Origin of the sequence: Streptomyces sp. NPDC051822 (genome assembly GCF_044452745.1) — a bacterium.
Lineage (GTDB): Bacteria > Actinomycetota > Actinomycetes > Streptomycetales > Streptomycetaceae > Streptomyces.
The window spans coordinates 15,715-36,679 of sequence record NZ_JBITBZ010000005.1; the positions used below are offsets into that span (position 1 = coordinate 15,715).

Genomic DNA, 20,965 nt, shown 5'->3' on the forward strand with positions numbered 1-20,965 from the left:
AGCACGGACCCGGCCGGGAGATCCGCCGACCCGACGTTCACACAACAATCTCGCCATACGGAACACCGCCCCTTAACGGTAGGGATGCGGCGAACTACGCTGTGTTTACGAATGCCGCACGCCTATGCCCGGCGTCGTGGCGGCCGTCTGTGTTGTCGAGGGGTGGCGTCATGTCCAGGGAGCAACGCGGGCCGAACGAAAAGCTCGGCACGGTTCTCGCCCTCGCGGGAATCAGCAACGCCGGGCTCGCCCGGCGCGTCAACGACCTCGGAACGCAGCGTGGACTGACGCTTCGTTACGACAAGACCTCCGTCGCCCGATGGGTGTCGAAGGGCATGGTGCCCCAGGGCGCCGCCCCGCACCTGATCGCCGCCGCGATCGGGCAGAAGCTCGGCCGTCCCGTGCCGCTGCACGAGATCGGGCTCGCCGACGCCGACCCGGCCCCCGAGGTGGGGCTCGCCTTCCCGCGCGACGTGGGCGAGGCGGTGCGCTCGGCCACCGATCTGTACCGGCTGGATCTCGCCGGGCGCCGGGCCGGCGGGGGCGGGATCTGGCAGTCGCTCGCCGGATCCTTCGCGGTGAGCGCGTACGCGACGCCCGCGTCCCGCTGGCTGATAACCCCCGCCGACCCGTCGGTGGAGCGGGACGCCCCCCGCCCGGCGGGCGGCATCGCGGCCGCCGCCGTCACGGAGCACACGCGCGTGGGCCACAGCGACGTCGCGAAACTCCGCGAGGCCGCGGAGGACGCGCGCCGCTGGGACTCCAAGTACGGCGGCGGGGACTGGCGCTCCTCCATGGTCCCCGAGTGCTTACGGGTGGACGCCGCGCCGCTCCTCCTCGCCTCGTACTCCGACGAGGTCGGCCGGGCCCTGTTCGGCGCGACCGCCGAGCTCACCCGGCTCGCCGGCTGGATGGCCTTCGACACCGGACAGCAGGAGGCCGCCCAGCGCTACTACATCCAGGCCCTGCGGCTCGCCCGCGCCGCCGCCGACGTCCCCCTCGGCGGCTACGTCCTGGCCTCGATGTCCCTCCAGGCGACCTACCGGGGCTTCGCCGACGAGGGCGTGGACCTCGCCCAGGCCGCGCTCGAACGGAACCGCGGCCTCGCCACCGCCCGGACCATGTCCTTCTTCCGGCTCGTCGAGGCACGCGCGCACGCGAAGGCCGGTGACGGGGTCGCCGCCGCGGCCGCGCTGAAGTCCGCCGAAGGCTGGCTGGAGCGCTCACGGGACGGGGACGGCGACCCGACCTGGCTGGGCTTCTACTCGTACGACCGGTTCTGCGCCGACGCCGCGGAGTGCTACCGCGACCTGAAGGCGCCCCACGAGGTGCGGCGCTTCACCGAGCAGGCGCTCCTGCGGCCGACCGAGGAGTTCGTCCGCTCGCACGGGCTGCGGCTCGTGGTCTCCGCCGTCGCCGAGCTGGAGTCGGGCAACCTGGACGCGGCCTGCGCGGCGGGTACGCGCGCGGTGGAGGTGGCGGGCCGGATCTCCTCTGCGCGGACGACGGAGTACGTACGGGATCTGCTGCACCGGCTCGAACCGTACGGGGACGAGCCGCGCGTCATGGAGCTGCGGGAGCGGGCCAGGCCGCTGCTCGTCGCCCCGGCGTGACGCCGGCCCTCCCCCCGCACGTGACCTGCGTCTCGTGATGTCGCGCGAGGTTTCACGGGATTGTCAGTGGGCCAGTGCACTATCGGGGGTGGGAGGTGGCTCTGGTGTTTGACTGTGACGTGCTGGTGATCGGCGGCGGGATCGTCGGTCTGTCGACGGCGTACGCGCTGACGCGCGCCGCTCCCGGCACGCGGGTCACGGTCCTGGAGAAGGAGCACGCCCTCGCGCGCCACCAGACGGGGCGCAACAGCGGCGTGATCCACAGCGGGATCTACTACCGGCCGGGTTCGCTCAAGGCGCGCTTCGCGGTCGAGGGCGCGGCCGAGATGGTCAAGTTCTGCGCGGAGTGGGGCATTCCGTACGAGGTGACGGGCAAGCTGGTCGTCGCCACCGCGCGCGAGGAGCTGCCCCGGCTGCACGCGCTCGTGCAGCGCGGCAGGGAGAACGGCATCCCGGTGCGCGAGCTCGGGCCGGCGCAGATCAGCGAGTACGAGCCGCGGGTACGGGGCCTGGCGGCGATCCACGTCGGCACGACCGGCATCTGCGACTACGGGGCGGTCTCCGCCCGGCTCGCCGAGGCCTCGGGCGCCCGGATCCTGTACGGCGCGGAGGTCACCGTGATCGACCGGCGGCCGTGGGGCGTCGCCGTGCGGACGGCCGACGGCCGGGTGGTGCGGGCGCGGGTCCTGGTGAACTGCGCGGGACTGCACTGCGACCGGATCGCACGGCTCGCGGGCGACGACCCGGGCATGCGGATCGTCCCCTTCCGGGGCGAGTACTACGAGCTGGCGGACCCCTCGCTCGTGCGGGGCCTGGTCTATCCGGTGCCGGACCCGGCGTTCCCGTTCCTCGGGGTGCATCTGACGCGGGGCATCGACGGCGGAGTCCACATCGGGCCGAACGCGGTCCCCGCGCTCGCCCGCGAGGGATACGGCTGGTCCGTCGTCCGGCCGCGCGAGCTGGCCGGCACGCTGGCGTGGCCCGGCTCCTGGGCCATCGCCCGCGCGCACTGGCGGTACGGGGCGGGAGAGCTGCACCGGTCGCTGTCGAAGCGGGCCTTCACGGAGGCGGTGCGGCGGCTGCTTCCGGTGGTGGAGGAGTCCGACCTGCGCCCGGCGGCGGCCGGAGTCAGGGCCCAGGCGGTGCTGCGGGACGGGACGCTCGTCGACGACTTCCTCATCCGTGAGGGGGCGCGGACGGTCCACGTCCTGAACGCGCCCTCGCCCGCGGCGACGGCGTCCCTGCCGATCGGCCGGGAGGTGGCGGGGCGGGCACTGGCCCTGCTGTAGCGCGCCCCAACCCGCACGCCGTGCCCTCGCAGGCCGATTACCCCGGCCCGTACGCCGCGCCCCGCCGGCCGTACCCCGTGCCCCCGCCGGTCGGACCTCGGACCGCGCGCCCCCGCCCGGGCCCACCGTAGAATCGGGGGCATTGTGTCTGAGCAGCCTGAGAACACCCCGCACCCCGCCGCCGACCCCGCCCAGCCCGTCGCGCAGCGGGGCAGTCGGAGGTTCGCCCCCGGTGAAGGGCCCCTGCCCGATCCCGCCGGGTCCCACCACGAGCGCCGGATCCGCAGCTTCCAGCCGCGCCGCAGCCGCGTCACCACCGGTCAGGCCGAGGCGATGCTGAAGCGGTGGCCCGACTGGGGCCTCGACATCGACGGCAAGAGCGTCCTCGACCTCGGCAAGATGTTCGACGGTCTCCCGGTCGTCCTGGAGATCGGCTTCGGCATGGGCGAGGCGACCGCGCAGATGGCCGCCGCCGACCCCGGCACCGGCATCCTCGCCGTGGACGTCCACACGCCCGGCCAGGGGAATCTGCTCGGTCTCGCCGACCGGAACGGCCTGACCAACGTCCGGGTCGCCAACGGCGACGCGATCATCCTGCTCCGCGAGATGCTCGCCCCCGACGCCCTCGACGGCTGCCGGGTCTACTTCCCCGACCCGTGGCCCAAGGCCCGCCACCACAAGCGGCGGCTCATCCAGGCCGAGTTCCTCACTCTCCTCGCGACCCGGATGAAGCCCGGGGCCGTGCTGCACTGCGCCACGGACTGGGAGGAGTACGCCGAACAGATGCTGGAGGTGCTCTCCGCCCATCCGGACTTCGAGAACACCCAGGCCGACGGCGGTTACACGCCCCGCCCGTCCTTCCGGCCCCTCACCCGCTTCGAGGGGCAGGGCCTGGACAAGGGCCATGTCGTGCACGACCTCCTCTTCCGTCGGAAGTGACCGAGATCGGGTAACTCCGTCGCCCGGTGTCGGTGGGGGTCGTTAGGGTCGCTCACGTGTCGAAATCCGTCCCCGCCGACCAGCCGGAAGCCGCTCCCGTCCCGCTCAGGGACGCCGAGGAGCCGGCCTTCGGCGCCGCCGCCGACCGGTCCCAGTGGCGCTACCGGCCACGGCGGGCCTTCTGGCGCAGCCGGGTGGTCCGGGCCGTCGCCCTCGTCACCGTGCTCGCGATCTGCGCCCTCGTCATCCTGGGCCTGGTCCGCGAGCAGACCGGCACCGAGGGCTTCCTGGTGGGTCTTGGCCTCGCCGTACTTCCCGTACCGCTGCTGATGGCGGCGTTCCGCTGGCTCGACCGGGTCGAGCCGGGCCCCTGGAAGAACCTGCTGTTCGCCTTCGCCTGGGGCGCCTTCGCCGCCGCCCTCGTCGCGATCCTGGCGAACACCTTCGCGATCCGCTGGATCGCGACGGCGACCGCCGACCCGCACTCGGCCGACAACCTCGGTGCCACGGTCGTCGCGCCGGTGGTGGAGGAGAGCGCGAAGGCCGTCGCGATCCTGCTGCTCTTCCTCTTCCGCCGCCGCCACTTCGGCGGTCTCGTCGACGGGGTCGTCTTCGCCGGCTTCACGGCGACCGGCTTCGCCTTCACCGAGAACATCCTCTATCTCGGCAACGCCTTCGGCGAGGACCAGGAGTTCGGCTCCTCCGGCATCGGCATGGTGACGGCCGGGACCTTCTTCGTACGGGTCGTGATGTCGCCGTTCGCGCACCCGCTCTTCACCGTGCTCACCGGCATCGGCTTCGGCCTCGCCGCGCTCGCCCCGCGCGGGAAGCGGGTCCGGAAGGTGCTCCTGCCGCTCGCGGGGCTGCTGCTCTCCATGGGCCTGCACGCCGCGTGGAACGGCTCCGCCACCTTCGGTGGCCCGTGGGCCTTCTACGCGGTGTACGGGGCGCTCATGGTCCCGGCCTTCGGCCTGCTGACCTGGCTCGCGGTGTGGAGCCGGCAGCGGGAGCTGCGCACGATATCCGGGGAGCTCCCGGCGTACGCGGAGGCCGGCTGGCTCTCCCCCGCCGAGCCGCTGGCGCTGTCCTCGATGCGGGCCCGTGAGATGGCCCGTTCGTTCGCCGCCAGGACGTACGGCCCGGCGGCCGCGCGGACGGTCGGCGAGTACGAGTCGTTCGCGACGACGCTGGCCTTCCTGCGGGACCGGGCCAGGCGCGGCACGGCGGGACCCGACTTCCCGGCCCGGGAGCGGGAGCTGCTGCACCATCTGTGGCAGCGCCGTGAGGTGGCCTCGCCCTCGCTCACGTACGCGGCCAGGGCGACGGGCCGGGTGTGGGCGCCGCCGCAGTACCTGGACTACGGCGGCTACAACCCGTACCGGAGTTAGGGCCTGATCCGAGAGACAGGTCCTAAGGCGTGTTCGACGCCTCCGTCAGGAGGGTCAGCTCGGTCTCCGTCAGGGTGAGGCGGGCGGACGCGATCAGGGCGGGGAGCTGCTCGACCGTACGCGCCGAGGCGATCGGCGCGACGACGGTCGGGCGGGACGCGAGCCAGGCGAGGGCGACGGAGGCGGGTTCCGCCTCGTGCGCCTCGGCGACCGCGTCGAGGGCGGAGAGCACGGCCCGGCCCCGCTCGCTGTCCAGGTGCTTGCCGGCTCCGGCGGCCCGGGCGCTGTCGACGGCGGTGCCGGGGCGGTACTTGCCGGTGAGGAAGCCGGACGCGAGCCCGTAGTACGGGACGGCGGAGAGCCCGGACTGATCGACGGTCTCCTGGAGGGGGCCCTCATAGGTCTCGCGGGAGACCAGGTTGTAGTGCGGCTGGAGGGCCACGTACCGGGCCAGGCCCTCGGTCTCGGCGAAGTCGAGGGAGGCGCGGAGCCGCTCGGGGGAGATGTTGGAGGCGGCGACCGCCCGCACCTTGCCGTCCTTCACGAGCTGGTCGAGAGCGGTGACGATCTCCTCGACGGGGACCGACTCGTCGTCGAAGTGCGTGTAGTAGAGGTCGATGTGGTCCGTGCCGAGGCGGCGCAGCGACTCCTCCGCGCCGGCCTTGATGGTCGTGGCGGAGAGCCCTTTGAAGCGGGGGTGGGCGCCGACCTTGGTGGCGACGACGATGTCGGCGCGGTTGCCGCGGGAGGCGAGCCAGCGGCCGATGACGGTCTCGGACTCGCCGCCCTCGTTGCCTTCGGCCCAGGCGGAGTAGACGTCGGCGGAGTCGACGAAGTTGCCGCCGGCGGCGGCGTAGGCGTCGAGGACGGCGAAGGACTGCGCCTCGTCGGCGGTCCACCCGAAGACGTTGCCGCCCAGGGCGAGGGGGAAGACGTGGAGGTCCGAGCTGCCCAGCGGGCGGAGAGAGGTCATGAGTCGGTCAACTCTCTCCGCCGCCGGAGCTATTCCGCGACGTGAACCGGTCAGACCGTGAGGCCCTTGGAGCGGAGCCAGGACGCCGGGTCGATGCCGTCGCCGCCGGGCGTGTGGACCTCCATGTGGAGGTGGGCGCCGGAGACGTTGCCGGTGGCGCCGACGCGGCCGATCGTCTCGCCGGTGCCCACGGTCTGGCCGACGCCGACCGTCATGGACGACAGGTGGCAGTACCAGACCTCGGTGCCGTCCTCCAGCTCCAGGACGATCCGGTAGCCGTAGGAGCCGGACCAGCCGGCCGACTTCACGGTGGCGCCGTGGACCGCCTTGAGCGGGGTGCCGGTGGGGGCGGCGAAGTCGAGGCCCGTGTGGTAGCCGGAGGACCACATCGAGCCGGACTGCATGTAGGTGGCGGTGAGGGAGTACGAGGAGAGCGGCATCGAGTAGCTCGCGGCGAGCTGGGCGAGGCGCTCGGCCTCGGTCTTCGCCCGGGCTTCCGCCTCCGCCTTCGCCTTGGCCTCCGCTTCGGCCTTGGCCTTGGCCTCCGCCTCGGCCTCCGCGGCCGCCTTCTCCGCGGCGTCGGCCTTGGCCGCGGCCTCCGCGGCGGCCTTCTCGGCAGCCGCCTTCTCCGCCGCGGCCATGTCGGCGGCGTCGGCGGAGGCCTGCTGCTGCTCGGCCTGCTGGAGGATGCGGGCGCGCAGGGCCTCGCCCGCGTCGGCGGTGCCGGCGGTGAGGGCGGTGGCCTCGGCCTGCCCTGCCGTGGCGCCCTGCTCGGTGTCGGGCGTGGTGTACGTGGCGGCGGTGAGCGGGTTCGGGTTGGAGCCCGCCGCGCTCGCGGTCTCCATCTCCGCGTCCGAGTCGGGAAGGAGGTCGCCGACGCCGGGGAGGTCGTGGGCGTCCGGCAGGCCGAGGTCCGGGAGGTCCGGGAGCGATATGGCGACCGGCGGCTTGTCCTGCGCGGTGGCGAGGCCGCCCGCGCCGACGGCCGCGATGACGCCGACGCCGAGGACGGTGGAGGAGCGTGCGAAGTTGGAGCGCTGCTTGACGACCCGGTGCCGGCCGCCGGAGCGGCTCTGGGCGCGGAGGGACTCCTCGCTGGGGTTCCACTCGGTGTCCGGGGCGGCGGCGGGACCCGCACCACCACCGAAGGCATCGAAGGGGGCTTCGGGTACGGGAGTGTTGGACGCCACTAGGGCGCGCTCCTTTCCTTCCTTCTCGCCTACCGGGTTAGCTGACGGGTTCGGAGCAGGAAGGTCTCCTACGGGCACGTTCGCACAGGTGCGACGGGCCCGATTCACCCCAAGTAGTGGTTCCCCGGTTCCTTTTCAGGATTCGGCGCGTGCGCACGGTGCCGCCTCTTGCGACGGCTGGGACGACCGCACTGCGTTATCGAACGTTAATAGACAGGGGGTCCCTATTCCAAGCCGTTCCTCTTGATCATTCATTGAATTGGGGGAGAATAGCCCGAGTTGACCCCCCTTCAACAACGGCCACGCAAACCGCCGCGACCTGACGTTGAGTCAATTGTTATCGCAGGGACACCTGTCGACTACGGCCCGTGACGGGATCCGTTCGGCGGCACCACCGGCATCGTCCGGCGCCGCTCCGGCTGCCCCGCCGCGGGGCGGCTCAGCGCGAGGAGCGCCATGTCGTCCGTGGACCCGCCGCCCGTGTGCAGCCGTACGTCGTCCACGAGCGCGTCGAGCAGTTCCTCGGGCCCCGGGAAGATCCGGCCGGCGAGGCGCTCCCCCGGGTCGTAGAAGACACCCGCCGCGTTCCGCGCCTCCGAGAGGCCGTCGGTGTAGAAGAGCAGCGTCGCGCCCGGCGGGTACGGCCGCCCCTCGGCCCGGTCCGGCCACGTCGCCAGATCGCCCATGCCGAGGGGCAGCGCCGACTCGGTCGGTTCGAGCGTGTCCAGGCGCCCGTCGGCGTACAGCATCAGCGGGGGCGGGTGCCCGCGGTTGACGACCCTTACGAAACCGTCGAAGGTGCCGTTCCCGTCGCCGCGCGGGATCTCGGCAAGGACGGCGGTGGTGAACCCCTCGAAGGCGTCGAGCCCGTCGCGCCGGGTGCCCTCGCGGGCAAGCGCCCGTTCGAGGCGCTGCGCCACACCCTCCAGGCTCCGCTCCTGCTCGGCCGCCTCGCGGAAGGCGCCGATGACGACGGCGACGGCCTCGACCGCCTCCATGCCCTTGCCCCGGACGTCGCCGACCACGAGCCGCACCCCGTAGGGGGTGTCCTGGACGGCGAACAGGTCGCCGCCGATGAACGCGTCCGCTTGCGCCGCCTCGTAACGAGCCGCGCACTGCAGCCCGCCGATCCGCTCGGCGGGCGTCGGGAGCACGGCCTTCTGCGCGGTCTCCGCGATGACCCGCGCCGAGGCGAGCCGCTCGCCGCTGCGGCGCACGACCCGGCTGATGAGGAGGGCGAGCGCGGACACGGTGAGGACGGTCAGGGTCTCGGTGAGGGTCGGGATCTCGGCGGCGGTGCCGTTGTAGAGATGCAGCCCGACGGAGGCGAGGACGGCGGCGATCCCGGTGAGGAGCGTCGTGAGCGTGGAGAAGAACGGCGCGGCGATCAGCGGGGCCGCGGAGAAGAGCGGAGCCGCGGTGTACGCGGGCGGGGTAGACAGGTCGAACACGACCCCGCCGGCGATCACCAGGGGCGGCAGGGCGCGGATGAACCGCCGGGCCCGCCCGTACGACCGGCGGCCCTCGCCGTCCCGCCGCCGCCCACCGCCGACCGTTCCTAGGGGGTGCCCCACCTGTGCTCTCCTGCCCGGTCCGTACCGGCCGCGGTCCGCACCGCGCCCTTCAAGGGTGGCCGCCGCCGCGGGGGGCGGCGACTCCCACGGGGCCGACTGGCGTACGGACCGGGCGGCGGCCCCCTGAAGGTGAGGGCTGAGTCCTCCGCCCCGGAGGGCTCAGCCCCTCGCAGCGGAGGGCTCAGTCCTTCGTCGCCCCCTCCGCGAGGCGCCCGCCCCGCGCCAGGAGGGCCATCGCGGCTGCGCACCCCAGACCGACCGCGCACAGCACCAGCCATGGCACCGCCGACCAGCCGGCTACGTCGAGCAGCACGCCCGTCCCCAGGTTCCCGAGGGTGATCCCGATCCCGCACACCGTGTTGTAGAGCCCGTAGTGGGTGGCCACCCAGCGCCCCCGGGACAGGGCCACGACGGTGTCCATCTCGTACGGGTAGAGCACCGCGTTCCCGACGGCCAGCACCGCCGCGCACAGCAGCAGCCCCACCGGGCCCCTGCCCAGGGCCGCCGGGAGCAGGAAGGCCCCGCCCATCAGACCGAGCCCGAGGACCAGACACCGTTCCCGGCTCAGCCGGCGCCTGCACCAGGCCGTGATCCGCAGCTGCCCGACGAGCGCGACGAGGGCCGAGACGACGAACAGGGCGGTCGTGAGCCCTGTGCCGCCCGCCGCGAGCGGCAGCGCCAGATAGACCTGGAAGGACAGGACGTACGAGCCGGTCATCGCGAGCGAGAACAGCCAGAAGGTGCGGTGCGCGAGCACCGTACGGAACTGGCCACGCTCATCCCCCGTCGGCGCCGTCCCCCCTCCCCGTACGGGCATGTACCGGAGCTGTACGAGGGTGAGGACGGCGAACAGCACCGCCGCCACCAGGCACGTCAGCCGGAACGACACCCCTGTCAGGGCCACCCCGAGGAGCGGCCCGAGGAGGATGCCCGCCTGGTAGTACACGTTGAACAGCGCGAAGGCCTCGACCCTCCTCTCCTCTCCGGCCTCCGCGGCGAGGCAGGCCCGCACGGCGGGGTTGAACAGCGCCCCCGCGAGACCGGTCGCGAGCGAGGCGGCGATCAGCATCGGCAGCGACTGGGCGAACGCGAGGGCTCCGAAGCCGGCCGTCCGCAGCGCACAGCCGGCGACGATGAGCGGCTTGAAGCCGAGCCGGTCGGCGAGCGCCCCGCCGACGAGGAACATGCCCTGCTGGGACAGGTTCCGGGCGCCGAGGACGAGGCCGACGGCCCAGGCCGCCATGCCGAGCCCGTCCGCGAGGTGCGCGGCCAGGTACGGCATCAGCATGTAGAAGCCGAGGTTGATGGTGAGCTGGTTGAGGAAGAGGAGCCGTACGGCCGGTTCGAAGGTACGGCTCCGCTTCCACACCCCGCCCCGGGGAGCGGCCGTCGTGGTGCTCAACGGCCCAGCCCCGCCCGGTCCATGGCCTTGCGGGTCCAGCCCTCGACGGGCGCGCCCGCCTCGTACCCGGCCGGGTCCTCTCGTACGGGCCCGTCGAGAAGGCCGTGCGCCGAGCAGAACTCGTCGTTGAAGACGGTGTCGAAGTACCGCTGCGGCCCGTCGGGGAAGACGGCCGCGATCCGCGTCCCGCGCGGCCGGGTACGGGCCAGCCACCCGGCGACGAGCGCGACCGCGCCCACGCTCCAGCCCCCGGTCGCGAACTGGCGCGAGGCCAGTCGGCGGGCCGCCCGTACCGCCTCCGCGGGACCCACCCAGTGGACCTCGTCGAAGGCCCCGTGGTCCACGTTGCCCGGGTGGATGGACGAGCCGAGCCCGCGCATCAGCCGCTCCCCGGCGGGCAGGCCGAAGACGGTCGACCCGACGGAGTCGACGCCGACCAGTTCGAGGGCGGGGCTGCTGGTGGCGCGCAGGGCCCGGGAGATCCCGGCCGAGTGGCCCCCGGTGCCGACCGCGCAGACGAGGACGTCGATCCGGTCGAGCTGCCCGGACAGTTCGGCGGCGAGCCCGGCGTACGCGTCGGGGTTGTCGGGGTTCCCGTACTGGTTGGGCCACCAGGCCCCGTCGAGCCCCGCGAGCAGCTCGGCGACCCGGTCCATCCGGGCCTGCTGCCAGCCGCCGAGCGCGCTCGGCTCGCGTACGACGTGGACCTGGGCACCGTGGGCGACGAGCATCCGCTCGACGATCGGTTCGAGACCGGGGTCGGTGACGACGTGCACCGGATGCCCGTGGAGGACACCGGCGAGGGCGAGGCCGAGACCGAGGGTCCCGGAGGTCGACTCGACGATCGGGGCGCCGGGCCGCAGCTCACCGCGGCGGCGGGCCTGCTCGACCATGTAGAGGGCGGCGCGGTCCTTGATGCCGCCGAAGTTGAAGCCTTCGAGCTTGGCCCAGTAGCCGTCGTCCGTCCACAGGACGGGGGTGTTGCCGACGGTCTGCTCGGCGGCGGGCGTCTTGCTGCCGGACAGCAGGTTGTTCATGGGGACGTCCTTGGGGTGGTACGCGAAAAAGACCTGGTCACGCGAGGGCGGGACCCGGTTCAGTTCCGGTCCACTCCGAGGGCGATCAGCAGACGGCCCGGCTCGGGGCCGGGCCCCGCCCTGCCCCGTACGCAGCGCGCGCGGGGATCGGTGCGGTGGTCCGCTTCGTACGGCAGGGTCACGGCTCCGCCGGCGTCCGGCACGGCGAGCTGCGAGGCGGCGCTCTGCGCGGGGAGGTGCGCGTCGAAGGACCACGCCTCGCCGGACCGCTCGCAGCCGTGCGGCAGCGCGGGGGCGGAGACGGTGGTCGTGCCGTAAGGGGTGGGCAGGACGTGCCCGTGGGAGCCGTGGCAGACGCTCACGAGGAGGGCGAGGAGCGCGAGCAGGACGAGAACGGCGGGCGCCCGCCGGTTCACATCGCTCACACGCTCGTCACTCATGGTGCGCGTGAGACTACGGTGGGGAAGTGTGGCTCCGCAAAGACGTGGGCCCGGATTCGGCCACCGTTTACTTCGGGCAGTGCTTGCCGCGGGTGCCGCGGGGGCGGCTGCCTACAGGTTCCGCTCCGCGTAGATCTCCAGCGCGTCCCGGACGAGGACCGCGGTCCCCTCCCCGTGCTTGTCGTAGTTCGCGGTGAAGCGCGGGTCGTCGACGTACATCCGGCCGAGGCCGATCACGTACTCCTTGCTCGGGGCCGTGGTGTGCGACAGCCAGTCGACCTGGCGCCGCGCGATCGCCTGCACCTCCTCGCTGCCGGCCGCCAGGCCGTCCTTCAGCGCCCGCGCGAAGTCGCGGGCGATGCCGGCCTGCTCGTCCATGAACGCCTTCTTCCGGTCGGCGTCGAGCGACCGCCACCAGCGGTCACCCTTCTCGTACGCGTCGCGGCCCCAGCGCTCGGACACCTCCTCCTCGTACACCGTGTGGTCGAAACCGTCGAACACTTCGTCGGCCATGAGTTCTTCTCCGTTCTCGGTCTTGTGGAGAGTGGTCCGCACGGACGCGATCCGGCGTCCGATGCGCTCGCGCTCCTGCTCCAGGAGGGCGAGATGGGTGCGGAGGGCGGCGGTCGTGTCCCGCTGCCCCGCGAGGACCTCGGCGATGGCGGACAACGAGAGCCCCAGCTCGCGCAGCAGCAGGATCCGCTGCAGCCGCACGAGCGCCGCCTGGTCGTAGTACCGGTAACCGTTCGCGCCGATCCGGCTCGGCTCCAGCAGTCCGCGCTCTCCGTAGTGCCGGAGGGTGCGGCTGGTGGTGCCGGCCTTCTTGGCGATCTCTTGGATCGACCACTCCATACCGAGAACGCTAAATCTTGACGTCGCGTCAAGGTCAAGCGCCGAGCGACGCCACGCGGGGGCACGTCGCTGGGGGCACACGGGGCATACGACGAAGGCCCGGATCCAGTGACTGGATCCGGGCCTTCGTTTGCTACTGAGTAGCGGGGACAGGATTTGAACCTGCGACCTCTGGGTTATGAGCCCAGCGAGCTACCGAGCTGCTCCACCCCGCGTCGGTAAACCTGACTCTACGCTACGGGCGGGGCAATCACGAAATCGGTTTACGTCAGCAACCGCAGTCGTCGGAGTCGACGGGTGCGGTGAGCGGGTCCGCGGCCTTCTCGGCGGGCCCCTCCCAGGTCTCGTACGCGAAGCCCTCGCGCACCCAGTACTCGAAGCCGCCGAGCATCTCCTTCACCTGGAAGCCCAGCTCGGCGAGGGCGAGCGCGGAGCGCGTGGCGCCGTTGCAGCCGGGGCCCCAGCAGTACGTGACGACCGGCACGGACCGGTCGAGCAGCTGCTCCGCCTGCTCGGGGACGAGCGCGGTCGGCAGGTGGATCGCACCGGGGACGTGCCCCTGGTCCCAGGACGCGGTCGACCGGGAGTCGAGCACCACGAAGCCGGGGTCGGTGCCGTCAGCCGCAGCGGCGGCGAGCGCGGAGGCCACATCCGAGACGTCGGCGTGGAAGGCGAGGCTCGCGGAGAAGTAGGCCGCCGCCGCGGCGGGAGAGGCCGGCGGGGTGCGGAGTACGGCGTTGACCGGGTTGAGCTGCGTCGTTGTCGTCGTCATGGTGATCAATCTACGGACGAGGGACCGGGCGTTGAAGTGTCGATCCACGGCGGTCCTGGCCATCGGCCGGGGAATCCCCGGCGCCCTCCGCGAGACGGCATGGATCTCACGTCTCGGGACTGAATGAGCCGCCGAACGCCGCCACGGACGTGTCACATGGGCGGGATTCCATCCGTCATGAGGACATGACGGCATGACGGCATGACGGGCCGCGAACGGGGAGATCGACGCATGGACCACCACGACAAGGAACTCCTCGCCCGGCGCTTCGAGGCCGACCGGGGCCACCTCAGGGCGGTGGCCTACCGGATGCTCGGCTCGCTCGGCGAGGCCGAGGACGCCGTCCAGGAGGCCTGGTTCAAGCTCAGCCGCAGCGACGTCAGCGCGGTGGAGAACCTCAGCGGCTGGCTGACCACGGTCGTCGGCCGCGTCTGCCTCGACATGCTGCGCTCCCGCGGCTCGCGCCGCGAGGACCCGCTGGAGTACCACGTCCCCGACCCGGTCGTCCGGGTCGTCGACGGCACCGACCCCGAACACGCCGCCGAGCTGACCGAGTCCGTCGGCCTCGCCCTCCTCGTCGTCCTGGAGACGCTGTCTCCGGCCGAGCGGCTCGCGTTCGTCCTGCACGACATGTTCGCCGTCACCTTCGACGAGATCGCCGAAGTCGTGGACCGAACCCCGGCCGCCACCCGCCAGCTCGCCAGCCGCGCCCGCCGACGGGTGCGGGACGCCACCCCGGCCGCCGGGCCCGGCGCGCGCAGACAGCGGGAGATCGCCGACGCCTTCCTCGCCGCGTCGCGCGGCGGTGACTTCGAGGGGCTGCTCGCGGTCCTGGACCCGGACGTGGTGCTGCGTGCGGACGGCGGCAGGACCCTCGCGGCCGTCTCGAAGATCGTCAGGGGCGCGGAGGCCGTCATCGCGCAGGCCCTCATGTACGCGAAGTTCAAGCAAGCCGCGCTGCCGGTCGTGGTCAACGGCGCGCCCGCGTACCTGTCGGTCGTCGACGGACGTCCGGCCGTGCTCATGTCGTTCACGATCGCCGGGGACCGGATCGTCGGGCTCGAGATCCTGGCGGACCCGGAGCGGCTCGCCACGCTCGCCCTCTCGGAGGAGGACCTGGCGAGGGCGACCTACTGACGCCCTCTCACGCCCTGCGGCCGGCCGTCCCGACGGCCGACGTCCCCCTGGCGGCCGCCAAGGAGGCTCCGGCCGCCAGGGAGACGACGGCGCTCGCCATGCCGAGTACGGCGCCGGCCGCGACGTCGCCCGGGTAGTGCACCCCGGTGTGGACCCGGGAGTAGCCCACGGCCATCGCCAGGACCTGCAGGGGAACGGCGGCCGGCGGCAGCACCACCCCCACGGCGGTGGCGAAGGCGACCGCCGACGCGGTGTGGCCCGAGGGGAACGAGGCCGAGTCGGGCATCGGCACGTGACGGCCCGCCACCACCCGGGCCGCCTCGCGGTCCGGCCGCTGACGGCGCACCAGACGCTTGCCCAGCAGGTTCGCCGCGGCGGAGGCCACGGCGATGGCCCCGACCCCGGCGAGGGCCGCCCGGCGCGGCCGGCCGGGGACGAGGGCGAGCCCCGCCGCCAGGGCGAACGAGATCTTGGAGTGGTCGGCCGTGTGCGAGAGCCTGCGGAGCCCGGTGTCGAGCGTGGGTGTGGGGGTGGCGGCCACGGCGGCGTACACGGCCCCGTCCATCGCCCGGAGGTCCTTGAGGACGCCCCTCAGGGGGCCCGTGGTGGTCGTGGTGCTCGTGGTGCTCGTTTCCGTCATGTGCCGCTCCTCGGGGAGGGATGGTGGAAGGCCAGTCGGGTGATGCGCCGCCAGTCCATGGGCGGCTGGGGCTCGATGACGCCGGGCCGGTGACGGGGCACGAGGACCCGGAGGGCGCCGGGGCGGAGGGTACAGACGACGGGGGTGGGCAGGATCAGCGCCTCACCGTCGACGGCGACGGGAATGAGATCACGGGCCCCGCTCCTCCCACTGGCCCCACCGGAACCGGAGCTGGTGCCGGAACCAGAGCCGGATCCGGGGCTGGAACCGGAACCGGAACCGGCATCGCCGCCCCCCGCCCCCACGGACTTCCCCGTCACCTCGACCCGGGCGGCCGTGAGGACGTTCAGACCGGCCGCCTGGGTGCCCCGTACGGCCAGTTCCGCGGCCTGGGCCGCCCCGTCGACCCGGATGGCGATCACCCCCAGCTCACCCCCGTCGAGCTGCGGTCTCCGGGCGGCGGAGGCAGCGAACGGATCGGGTGCCGCGTACGGGTTGTTGCTGACCAGGAGCGCCTGCTGGGCGGGCAGCCGGCGGTCGTCGGCGATCGCGTCGAGGCGGTCGCCCTCACCGCCCTGGAGCAGATCGGGCAGGAGGTCCAGCGCGGTGCCCGCCTTCGCGTCGCGGTAGTCCGGGTGCTGGACGACATCGGCGTACACGCCGAAGGACACCGTGTTGACGAAGGGCCGCCCGGAGACCGAGCCCAGGTCGACCCGGAGTTCCTCGCCGTCGACGAGAGCGTCCAGACAGCTCGCGGGGTCGTTGCGGTCGAGGCCCAGGTCGAGGGCGAAGTGGTTACGGGTGCCCGCCGAGACGACGAGGAACGGCAGGTCGTACTCGGCGGCCACGGCGGCGACGAGGGCCTGCGTACCGTCGCCGCCGGCCACACCGAGCAGGTCGGCGCCCTCGGACACCGCCTCGCGGGCGAGCGCGGTGACATCGGTCTCGGCGGACGTGTCGAGGAGGACGACCCGGGCGCCCAGCTTCTCGGCGCGCTCGACGAGCCCGAACCGGGCGACCTTCCCGCCCCCGGACTTGGGGTTCATGATCAGCACGGGCCGGCGCGGCCGGGGCCGCCGCTCCCCGCGCGTACGCGTCGGTTCCCGCTCGCTCACGGGCCGGCGCAGGGCGGCCCGCGCGCAGAAGAGCGCCACGCCCCACAGGCCGAGGGCCACGAGCGCGGTCAGCCAGAGGCCCCCGACGATGTACAGGGTGAGCACCGCGACCGGCGCGCCGACGGCGAGCAGCCCGCCGAACACCCGCAGCAGCCCGCGGTGGGCGAGGAACCACCAGATCCCCGCGGCCGAACAGACCAGCCCCACGACCCCGCTCAGCAGGACCACCATCCCGCCGTGGCCGAGGCCGGTCAGCAGGAACAACACGGCGGCGGCCGCCGCGGCCAGCGCCCCCCTGGCCAGCCGCCGGGCTCCCGCCACCGGATCACCGGACCCACTCACCATCACCGTCACCGTCCCCACCTCCGAGCTCGCCGCCACGTTCCAGGTTCGTCCAGAGTGACGCGAACCGCGCCCGCAAGGATGCCCGAACCAGAGTGACCGCCAGGCGAGTCATGACCCGCCGGACCGCGGTCAGGATCAGGCTTCCCTTGCCCAACGGGCTCAACTCTGCCAGGAGTTCACCCATGCCCGTCCGGCGTCCGGCGCCGGGCACGGGGAAGGCACAGACCCACGGGCATCCGGCCGGGAACGACGGAGCGCCCCGACCGGTCGGAACCGGTCGGGGCGCTCCCCTGCAGGTCAGAGGGTTTCCCCTCCCCTGCCACACGTAGGCCGTGTGGGACTCGAACCCACAACCAACGGATTAAAAGTCCGCTGCTCTGACCAATTGAGCTAACGGCCCGTGGACAAGCACACCCGTGCAGCATAGCCCGAGAGATTCCCCGAACCGATCGGGTATCCGACACGGGCCGCGCCGGTGTGCCTCGCGCTGCGCGTGCGGTGAGCCTCGCGGTGCGCCGTGCCGGGTGCCGGGCCGCGGGCCCGGGCGACGTGGCCGGGCCCGCGGTGGGGCGGGAGGGTTCCCGCGGTCAGAACAGGGACTTGAAGGTGTTCCAGCCGCCGCCGATCAGGAAGCGGGAGCGGTACGCGCCGCCGCAGGTGGCGTCGTAGCTGTACAGCCGGCCCGCGCTGTCTCGGCCGACCAGGTCCGGGCAGCCGTCGCCCGAGATGTCGCCGACGCCCGCCACGGACGAGTAGATCCCCCAGCCGGTGCCGATCTTCACCCGTGCCGTCACGCCGCCGGTCGCCGTGCCGTAGTAGCGCCACAGCCCGCCGTCCGCGTCGACGCCCAGCAGGTCGCCGCGCCCGTCCCGGTTGATGTCCCCGGCGCCGACGATCTTCTTGTACAGCTTCCAGTTGGTGCCGATCCGCACCCGGCTCTTCACCCGGTGGTCGGCCGTACCGGCGTAGAAGTACATGTCACCGGTCGACGTCTGGCGTGCGATCAGGTCGGTGAACCCGTCGCCGTTCGCGTCGCCCGGGGACGTCAGGACGTCGTACTGTCCCCAGCCCGAACCGATCAGCGTGTACGGCGAGGAGGCCGAGACCACCTTCCCGCAGCCCGGCCGGTAGGCCCGCAGCTGGTCGCCCACGCGGGCGAGGACGTCCGCGCAGCCGTCGCTGTTGACGTCGCCGTACGGCACCAGGACGGACGTGGTCGCGAACGCCGTGCCCGTGCCCGCGATCCGCGGCGCGAAGCCACCGAACCCGTTGCCCTTGTACAGGGACACCAGACCCGCCGTGTCCATCGCCAGGAGGTCGCCCTGCGTGTCGTTCCCGGCCATGTCCCGCCAGGCGGGCTTGCCGCCGGTGACCGAGATCGTGCCGGTCAGGGAGAGGTCCCTGCCCTGCCCGTCGGCCGTGCCGGCCGCCAGGTGCCAGGAGTACGTGCCGTTCACGACGGTCTGGCCCGCCGCCGTCCTGCCGTCCCACGAGACGTCGACGCGGCCCCGGGTCTCGTACGCCCCGAGCGTGCGGATCACGGCTCCGGAGAACCGGTCGCGCAGTGTCAGCTGCCAGATCGACGCGGGCTTGGAGAGCGCCCAGGAGGCCTTCCAGCCGTCCTGCGGCCGCATGCTGGCCGGCACCTTCGCCGAGGCGGCGGTGAGGTCGGAGGTGGGAACGCCGGGCCACACCACGTGGAGGAGGTCGTGGCGGTCCTTGTACGCGACCGCCCCGCCGAAGCGGTCGACGGTCCAGTACTCGCGGCGGGCGCCGCCGACCGGTTCGGAGTCGACGAGCCTGCGCACCACGGGCTTGCCCGAAGAGTCCTTGGAGGTGAGGTCGGTGAGCCGGAGGTACGCGTCGGAGTCCCGGTCGACGACGTAGCCGTCACCGAGCAGGGCCCCGTCGGCCGCTCCCAGGGACAACGGCACCTTCGTGCCCGTCCTGAGGTCGATCACGCCCCGCTGCTGGGTCGGCCCGCATCCCCAGTACAGCCAGCGCCCGGCAGCCGCCTGAAGCTCCGTCGGGACGCACGCCGCGCCGGTCGTGACCTTACCGAGGTCCTTGCCGGTGGCCAGGTCGGTACGCGCCACCTCGCCCGCCGTGGCCGTGCCCGCGTACAGGGTGGCGCCCCAGAGGGCCGCCGCCGTCTGCGGCTGCTCGCGGACGACGGTCTGCGCGTCGAGGTCGACGACGAGCGTTTTTCCCCGTCCCGTGAAGACCGCCCGCGGGCCGAAGGCGTCGACGATCCGGCCGTCCGTCTCGCCGGTGGACACCCGGCTCACCTGACCGGTGGAGGTACGGGCGGTGACCTCCAGCGGCTTGAAGTCGTCCTGGGCCAGATAGACCGTACGGCCGTCCCCGCTGTCGAACAGCGGCGTGGTGTTCCGCAGCCGCTTCGACTCGGCCCCCGCCCACTCCGGCTGCGGATCGCCGGTGTGCATCGGCCCGACGGGCAGCGTCCTTCCGTAGAAGCCGCTGCCCTTCGAGGTGCTCAGCTCCAGGGTGGAGAGCCGGCCCGCGCCGAGGGCGAGCGACGCCACCCCGGCCGGAATCGGCTCCACACGGCGCAGCTTCTCCAGGACCGGGGCGCCGCCGTCCTTCGCCGGGACGGCCTTGAGGAGGGACCAGTCGGTGGCGGAGCTGCCGCCGACGACGGCCACGCCTCCGCCCGCGATCTGGGTGAGTTCCGCTTCGGCACCCGTCAGAAGGGTCTGCGCGGGCTTGTCGGGGTGCAGCGCGACGAGCTTGCGCTGCAGGGACGCGCCGATGCCGGGGACCTGGCCGAGGGCGAGGACCCAGTCGCCGGCCAGGGCGATGCGGGCCGTGCTCAGTCCTTCGGGGAGGACGACGGTCCGCTCGGGGCCGGTGAGCGCGGCGCGCTCGCGGATGTGGACCGTGCGGCTGCCGTCGATCCAGGCGATCCGGTCGGGGCTCAGCGCCACCGGTGCCACGGGCGCGTTGCCCGTCGCGGTGGGCGCGGGGATCACGGTCATCCGTCCGGTGACCGGGTCGACGAGGCCGAGGTCGGAGAAGCCGTACGCGTTCGGGTCGACGCCCCGGGCGAAGCGGAGGACGGCCGTGGAGCCGTCGCCGGCCGCGAGCTGCGCCTGTTCCAAGTTGGCGTCCGCGGGCCAGCCGGTGACGGGCGTGCGGGTCCCGTTCGGGTCGTCGGCGCGCACCAGGTGGTAGCCGCCGCTCGTGCCCGTCGCGGCGGATGCGCCCTGCCGGAAGAGCAGGACGTCGCCGACGAGGCCCACGTAACTCGTGTCGGTGGGGATGTCGAACGGCCGCTCGGTGCCGGTCTCCAGGTCACGGACGGCGTGGAGGCCGAGGCCCGGCTCGACGTACAGATAGCGTCCGCCGTTGCCCGACTTGGCGAAGGGCACGGCTCCCTTGTCGTAGCCCAGTCCGGTGTTCTTCGCGGGGTCGGTGAAGTCCGTCCACTCCAGTTCCCCGCCGTACGACCGGTCGGGGTCCTCCGTCTCGTGCACGTACCCCGTGGGGCCGACGGCGGTGACGGTCTGCTGCCGGGGCAGGGCCCGCCAGTTGGGCGCGATGTCCATCTGGTCCACGCCGACGACCGGCGAGGCCTGGGCGACGACGGCGGGTGAGAGGCCGACCGCCGTGGCGACGAGCGCGGTGGCGAGGACGGCGATACGCGCGCGGGGACGCCGCACGCGTGCGAAACGAGACAAAGAGGTCCCTCCCCAGGGCAACCTGATGTGCGGGATACGGGGAGGAGCCTCCGCCGGGCCCCCTGGCCGGCGCTCCTCACCACGTCAACGGCCTGAGCGTATCCCCTCCGTCGCACGCGAGTACGACTCAGGGGCGCATGTACGGAAACGCCTCAGGGCCCGCTCCGGCACCGAAGTGCGGGGCGGGCCCTGAGGTCCGTTCAGTCGCCGGCCGTCAGCTCCGTGGCTGCCGGCTGCTCACTGCGGATCAGCCGTTGCGCTTCCAGCGCGGCTTGTCGTCACGGCGGCCGAAGGAGGAGCCGCCGCCGGCGGAACCGGTCGAGCCGGTGCCGCGGTGGTCGTCACGACGGCCGTACGGGCGGTCGCCGCCGGCCGGACGGAAGCCGCCGGTCGCCGGACGGTCGTCACGACGGTCGCGGTTGAACGGACGGTCGCTGCCGCGGTGGCCGCCGGCCGGACGGTCGTTGTCGCGACGCTCGAAGGAGCGGCCGCCACGGTCGTCACGGTTGAAGCCACCGGAGGGACGGTCGTCACGGCGGAAGCCGCCACGGTCGCCAC

16 protein-coding genes, 2 tRNA genes, 1 pseudogene and 1 riboswitch are annotated in these 20,965 nt (G+C 73.1%); of the genes and pseudogenes, 5 read left to right on the top strand and 14 right to left on the bottom strand.

The features are described 5' to 3' along the window. The first annotated feature begins 170 nt into the window (after positions 1-170). From ACIA8N_RS17415 to ACIA8N_RS17430, 4 genes are all read left to right on the top strand, one after another. Complete coding sequence (locus ACIA8N_RS17415; protein ID WP_365776337.1) at positions 171-1,613, top strand: MFS transporter; 1,443 nt, start codon at positions 171-173, stop codon at positions 1,611-1,613. A 104-nt stretch (positions 1,614-1,717) separates the two neighbouring features. Then, positions 1,718-2,902: an L-2-hydroxyglutarate oxidase gene (lhgO, locus tag ACIA8N_RS17420; RefSeq protein ID WP_365776339.1), complete on the top strand. Its 1,185-nt coding sequence runs from the start codon at positions 1,718-1,720 to the stop codon at positions 2,900-2,902. Positions 2,903-3,046: 144 nt separating this feature from the next. Beyond that, complete coding sequence (gene trmB / locus ACIA8N_RS17425) at positions 3,047-3,841, top strand: tRNA (guanosine(46)-N7)-methyltransferase TrmB (RefSeq protein WP_365776341.1); 795 nt, start codon at positions 3,047-3,049, stop codon at positions 3,839-3,841. A 56-nt stretch (positions 3,842-3,897) separates the two neighbouring features. Continuing rightward, on the top strand, positions 3,898-5,229 hold the full coding sequence (locus ACIA8N_RS17430; protein WP_365776344.1) for a PrsW family intramembrane metalloprotease: 1,332 nt from the start codon (positions 3,898-3,900) through the stop codon (positions 5,227-5,229). A 22-nt stretch (positions 5,230-5,251) separates the two neighbouring features. On the opposite strand, the gene ACIA8N_RS17435 is transcribed toward ACIA8N_RS17430, so the two are convergent. The 9 genes from ACIA8N_RS17435 to ACIA8N_RS17475 form a co-directional block, all read right to left on the bottom strand. Then, positions 5,252-6,202 (bottom strand): aldo/keto reductase, encoded by a 951-nt coding sequence (locus ACIA8N_RS17435; RefSeq protein ID WP_365776346.1) that lies wholly within the window; start codon positions 6,200-6,202, stop codon positions 5,252-5,254. Between the two features lie 50 nt (positions 6,203-6,252). After that, a complete protein-coding gene (locus ACIA8N_RS17440) occupies positions 6,253-7,392 on the bottom strand; it encodes a M23 family metallopeptidase (RefSeq protein WP_365776348.1) in 1,140 nt (379 codons plus the stop codon). 11 nt (positions 7,393-7,403) lie between these two features. After that, positions 7,404-7,550: riboswitch (cyclic di-AMP (ydaO/yuaA leader) on the bottom strand. A 201-nt stretch (positions 7,551-7,751) separates the two neighbouring features. Then, on the bottom strand, positions 7,752-8,966 hold the full coding sequence (locus ACIA8N_RS17445; protein WP_365776350.1) for a PP2C family protein-serine/threonine phosphatase: 1,215 nt from the start codon (positions 8,964-8,966) through the stop codon (positions 7,752-7,754). A 181-nt stretch (positions 8,967-9,147) separates the two neighbouring features. Beyond that, on the bottom strand, positions 9,148-10,368 hold the full coding sequence (locus ACIA8N_RS17450; protein ID WP_365776352.1) for an MFS transporter: 1,221 nt from the start codon (positions 10,366-10,368) through the stop codon (positions 9,148-9,150). Further along, complete coding sequence (locus tag ACIA8N_RS17455) at positions 10,365-11,405, bottom strand: PLP-dependent cysteine synthase family protein (protein WP_365776354.1); 1,041 nt, start codon at positions 11,403-11,405, stop codon at positions 10,365-10,367. Before ACIA8N_RS17455 ends, ACIA8N_RS17450 begins: the two co-directional genes overlap by 4 nt. A 59-nt stretch (positions 11,406-11,464) precedes the next feature. Beyond that, a complete protein-coding gene (locus ACIA8N_RS17460) occupies positions 11,465-11,845 on the bottom strand; it encodes a hypothetical protein (RefSeq protein WP_365776356.1) in 381 nt (126 codons plus the stop codon). 111 nt (positions 11,846-11,956) lie between these two features. Beyond that, positions 11,957-12,697 carry a MerR family transcriptional regulator gene (locus ACIA8N_RS17465; protein ID WP_365776358.1) on the bottom strand — a complete coding sequence of 247 codons (741 nt, stop codon included), beginning with the start codon at positions 12,695-12,697 and terminating at the stop codon, positions 11,957-11,959. Positions 12,698-12,838: 141 nt separating this feature from the next. Continuing rightward, positions 12,839-12,912, bottom strand: a tRNA-Met gene (locus tag ACIA8N_RS17470). A gap of 53 nt (positions 12,913-12,965) precedes the next feature. Then, the gene (locus ACIA8N_RS17475) at positions 12,966-13,469 is read right to left on the bottom strand and encodes a rhodanese-like domain-containing protein (RefSeq protein ID WP_399416609.1); all 504 of its coding nucleotides are present in this window, start codon (positions 13,467-13,469) and stop codon (positions 12,966-12,968) included. 231 nt (positions 13,470-13,700) lie between these two features. Here ACIA8N_RS17475 and sigJ point away from each other — a divergent pair, with 231 nt between their 5' ends. Beyond that, positions 13,701-14,606, top strand: coding sequence for an RNA polymerase sigma factor SigJ (sigJ, locus tag ACIA8N_RS17480; protein WP_365776360.1), 906 nt, complete (start codon positions 13,701-13,703; stop codon positions 14,604-14,606). A gap of 7 nt (positions 14,607-14,613) precedes the next feature. Here the strand turns inward: sigJ and ACIA8N_RS17485 are convergent, their stop codons facing one another. The 5 genes and pseudogenes from ACIA8N_RS17485 to ACIA8N_RS17505 form a co-directional block, all read right to left on the bottom strand. After that, complete coding sequence (locus ACIA8N_RS17485; RefSeq protein WP_365776363.1) at positions 14,614-15,246, bottom strand: phosphatase PAP2 family protein; 633 nt, start codon at positions 15,244-15,246, stop codon at positions 14,614-14,616. Beyond that, positions 15,243-16,706: a diacylglycerol kinase family protein gene (locus ACIA8N_RS17490; protein ID WP_365776365.1), complete on the bottom strand. Its 1,464-nt coding sequence runs from the start codon at positions 16,704-16,706 to the stop codon at positions 15,243-15,245. Before ACIA8N_RS17490 ends, ACIA8N_RS17485 begins: the two co-directional genes overlap by 4 nt. Positions 16,707-17,032: 326 nt before the next feature. Then, positions 17,033-17,106: transfer RNA gene (locus ACIA8N_RS17495), tRNA-Lys, on the bottom strand. A 187-nt stretch (positions 17,107-17,293) separates the two neighbouring features. Beyond that, a complete protein-coding gene (locus ACIA8N_RS17500) occupies positions 17,294-20,389 on the bottom strand; it encodes an FG-GAP-like repeat-containing protein (protein WP_365776367.1) in 3,096 nt (1,031 codons plus the stop codon). Positions 20,390-20,654: 265 nt separating this feature from the next. Further along, positions 20,655-20,965: pseudogene (locus ACIA8N_RS17505) on the bottom strand (RNA helicase); the annotation flags it as partial.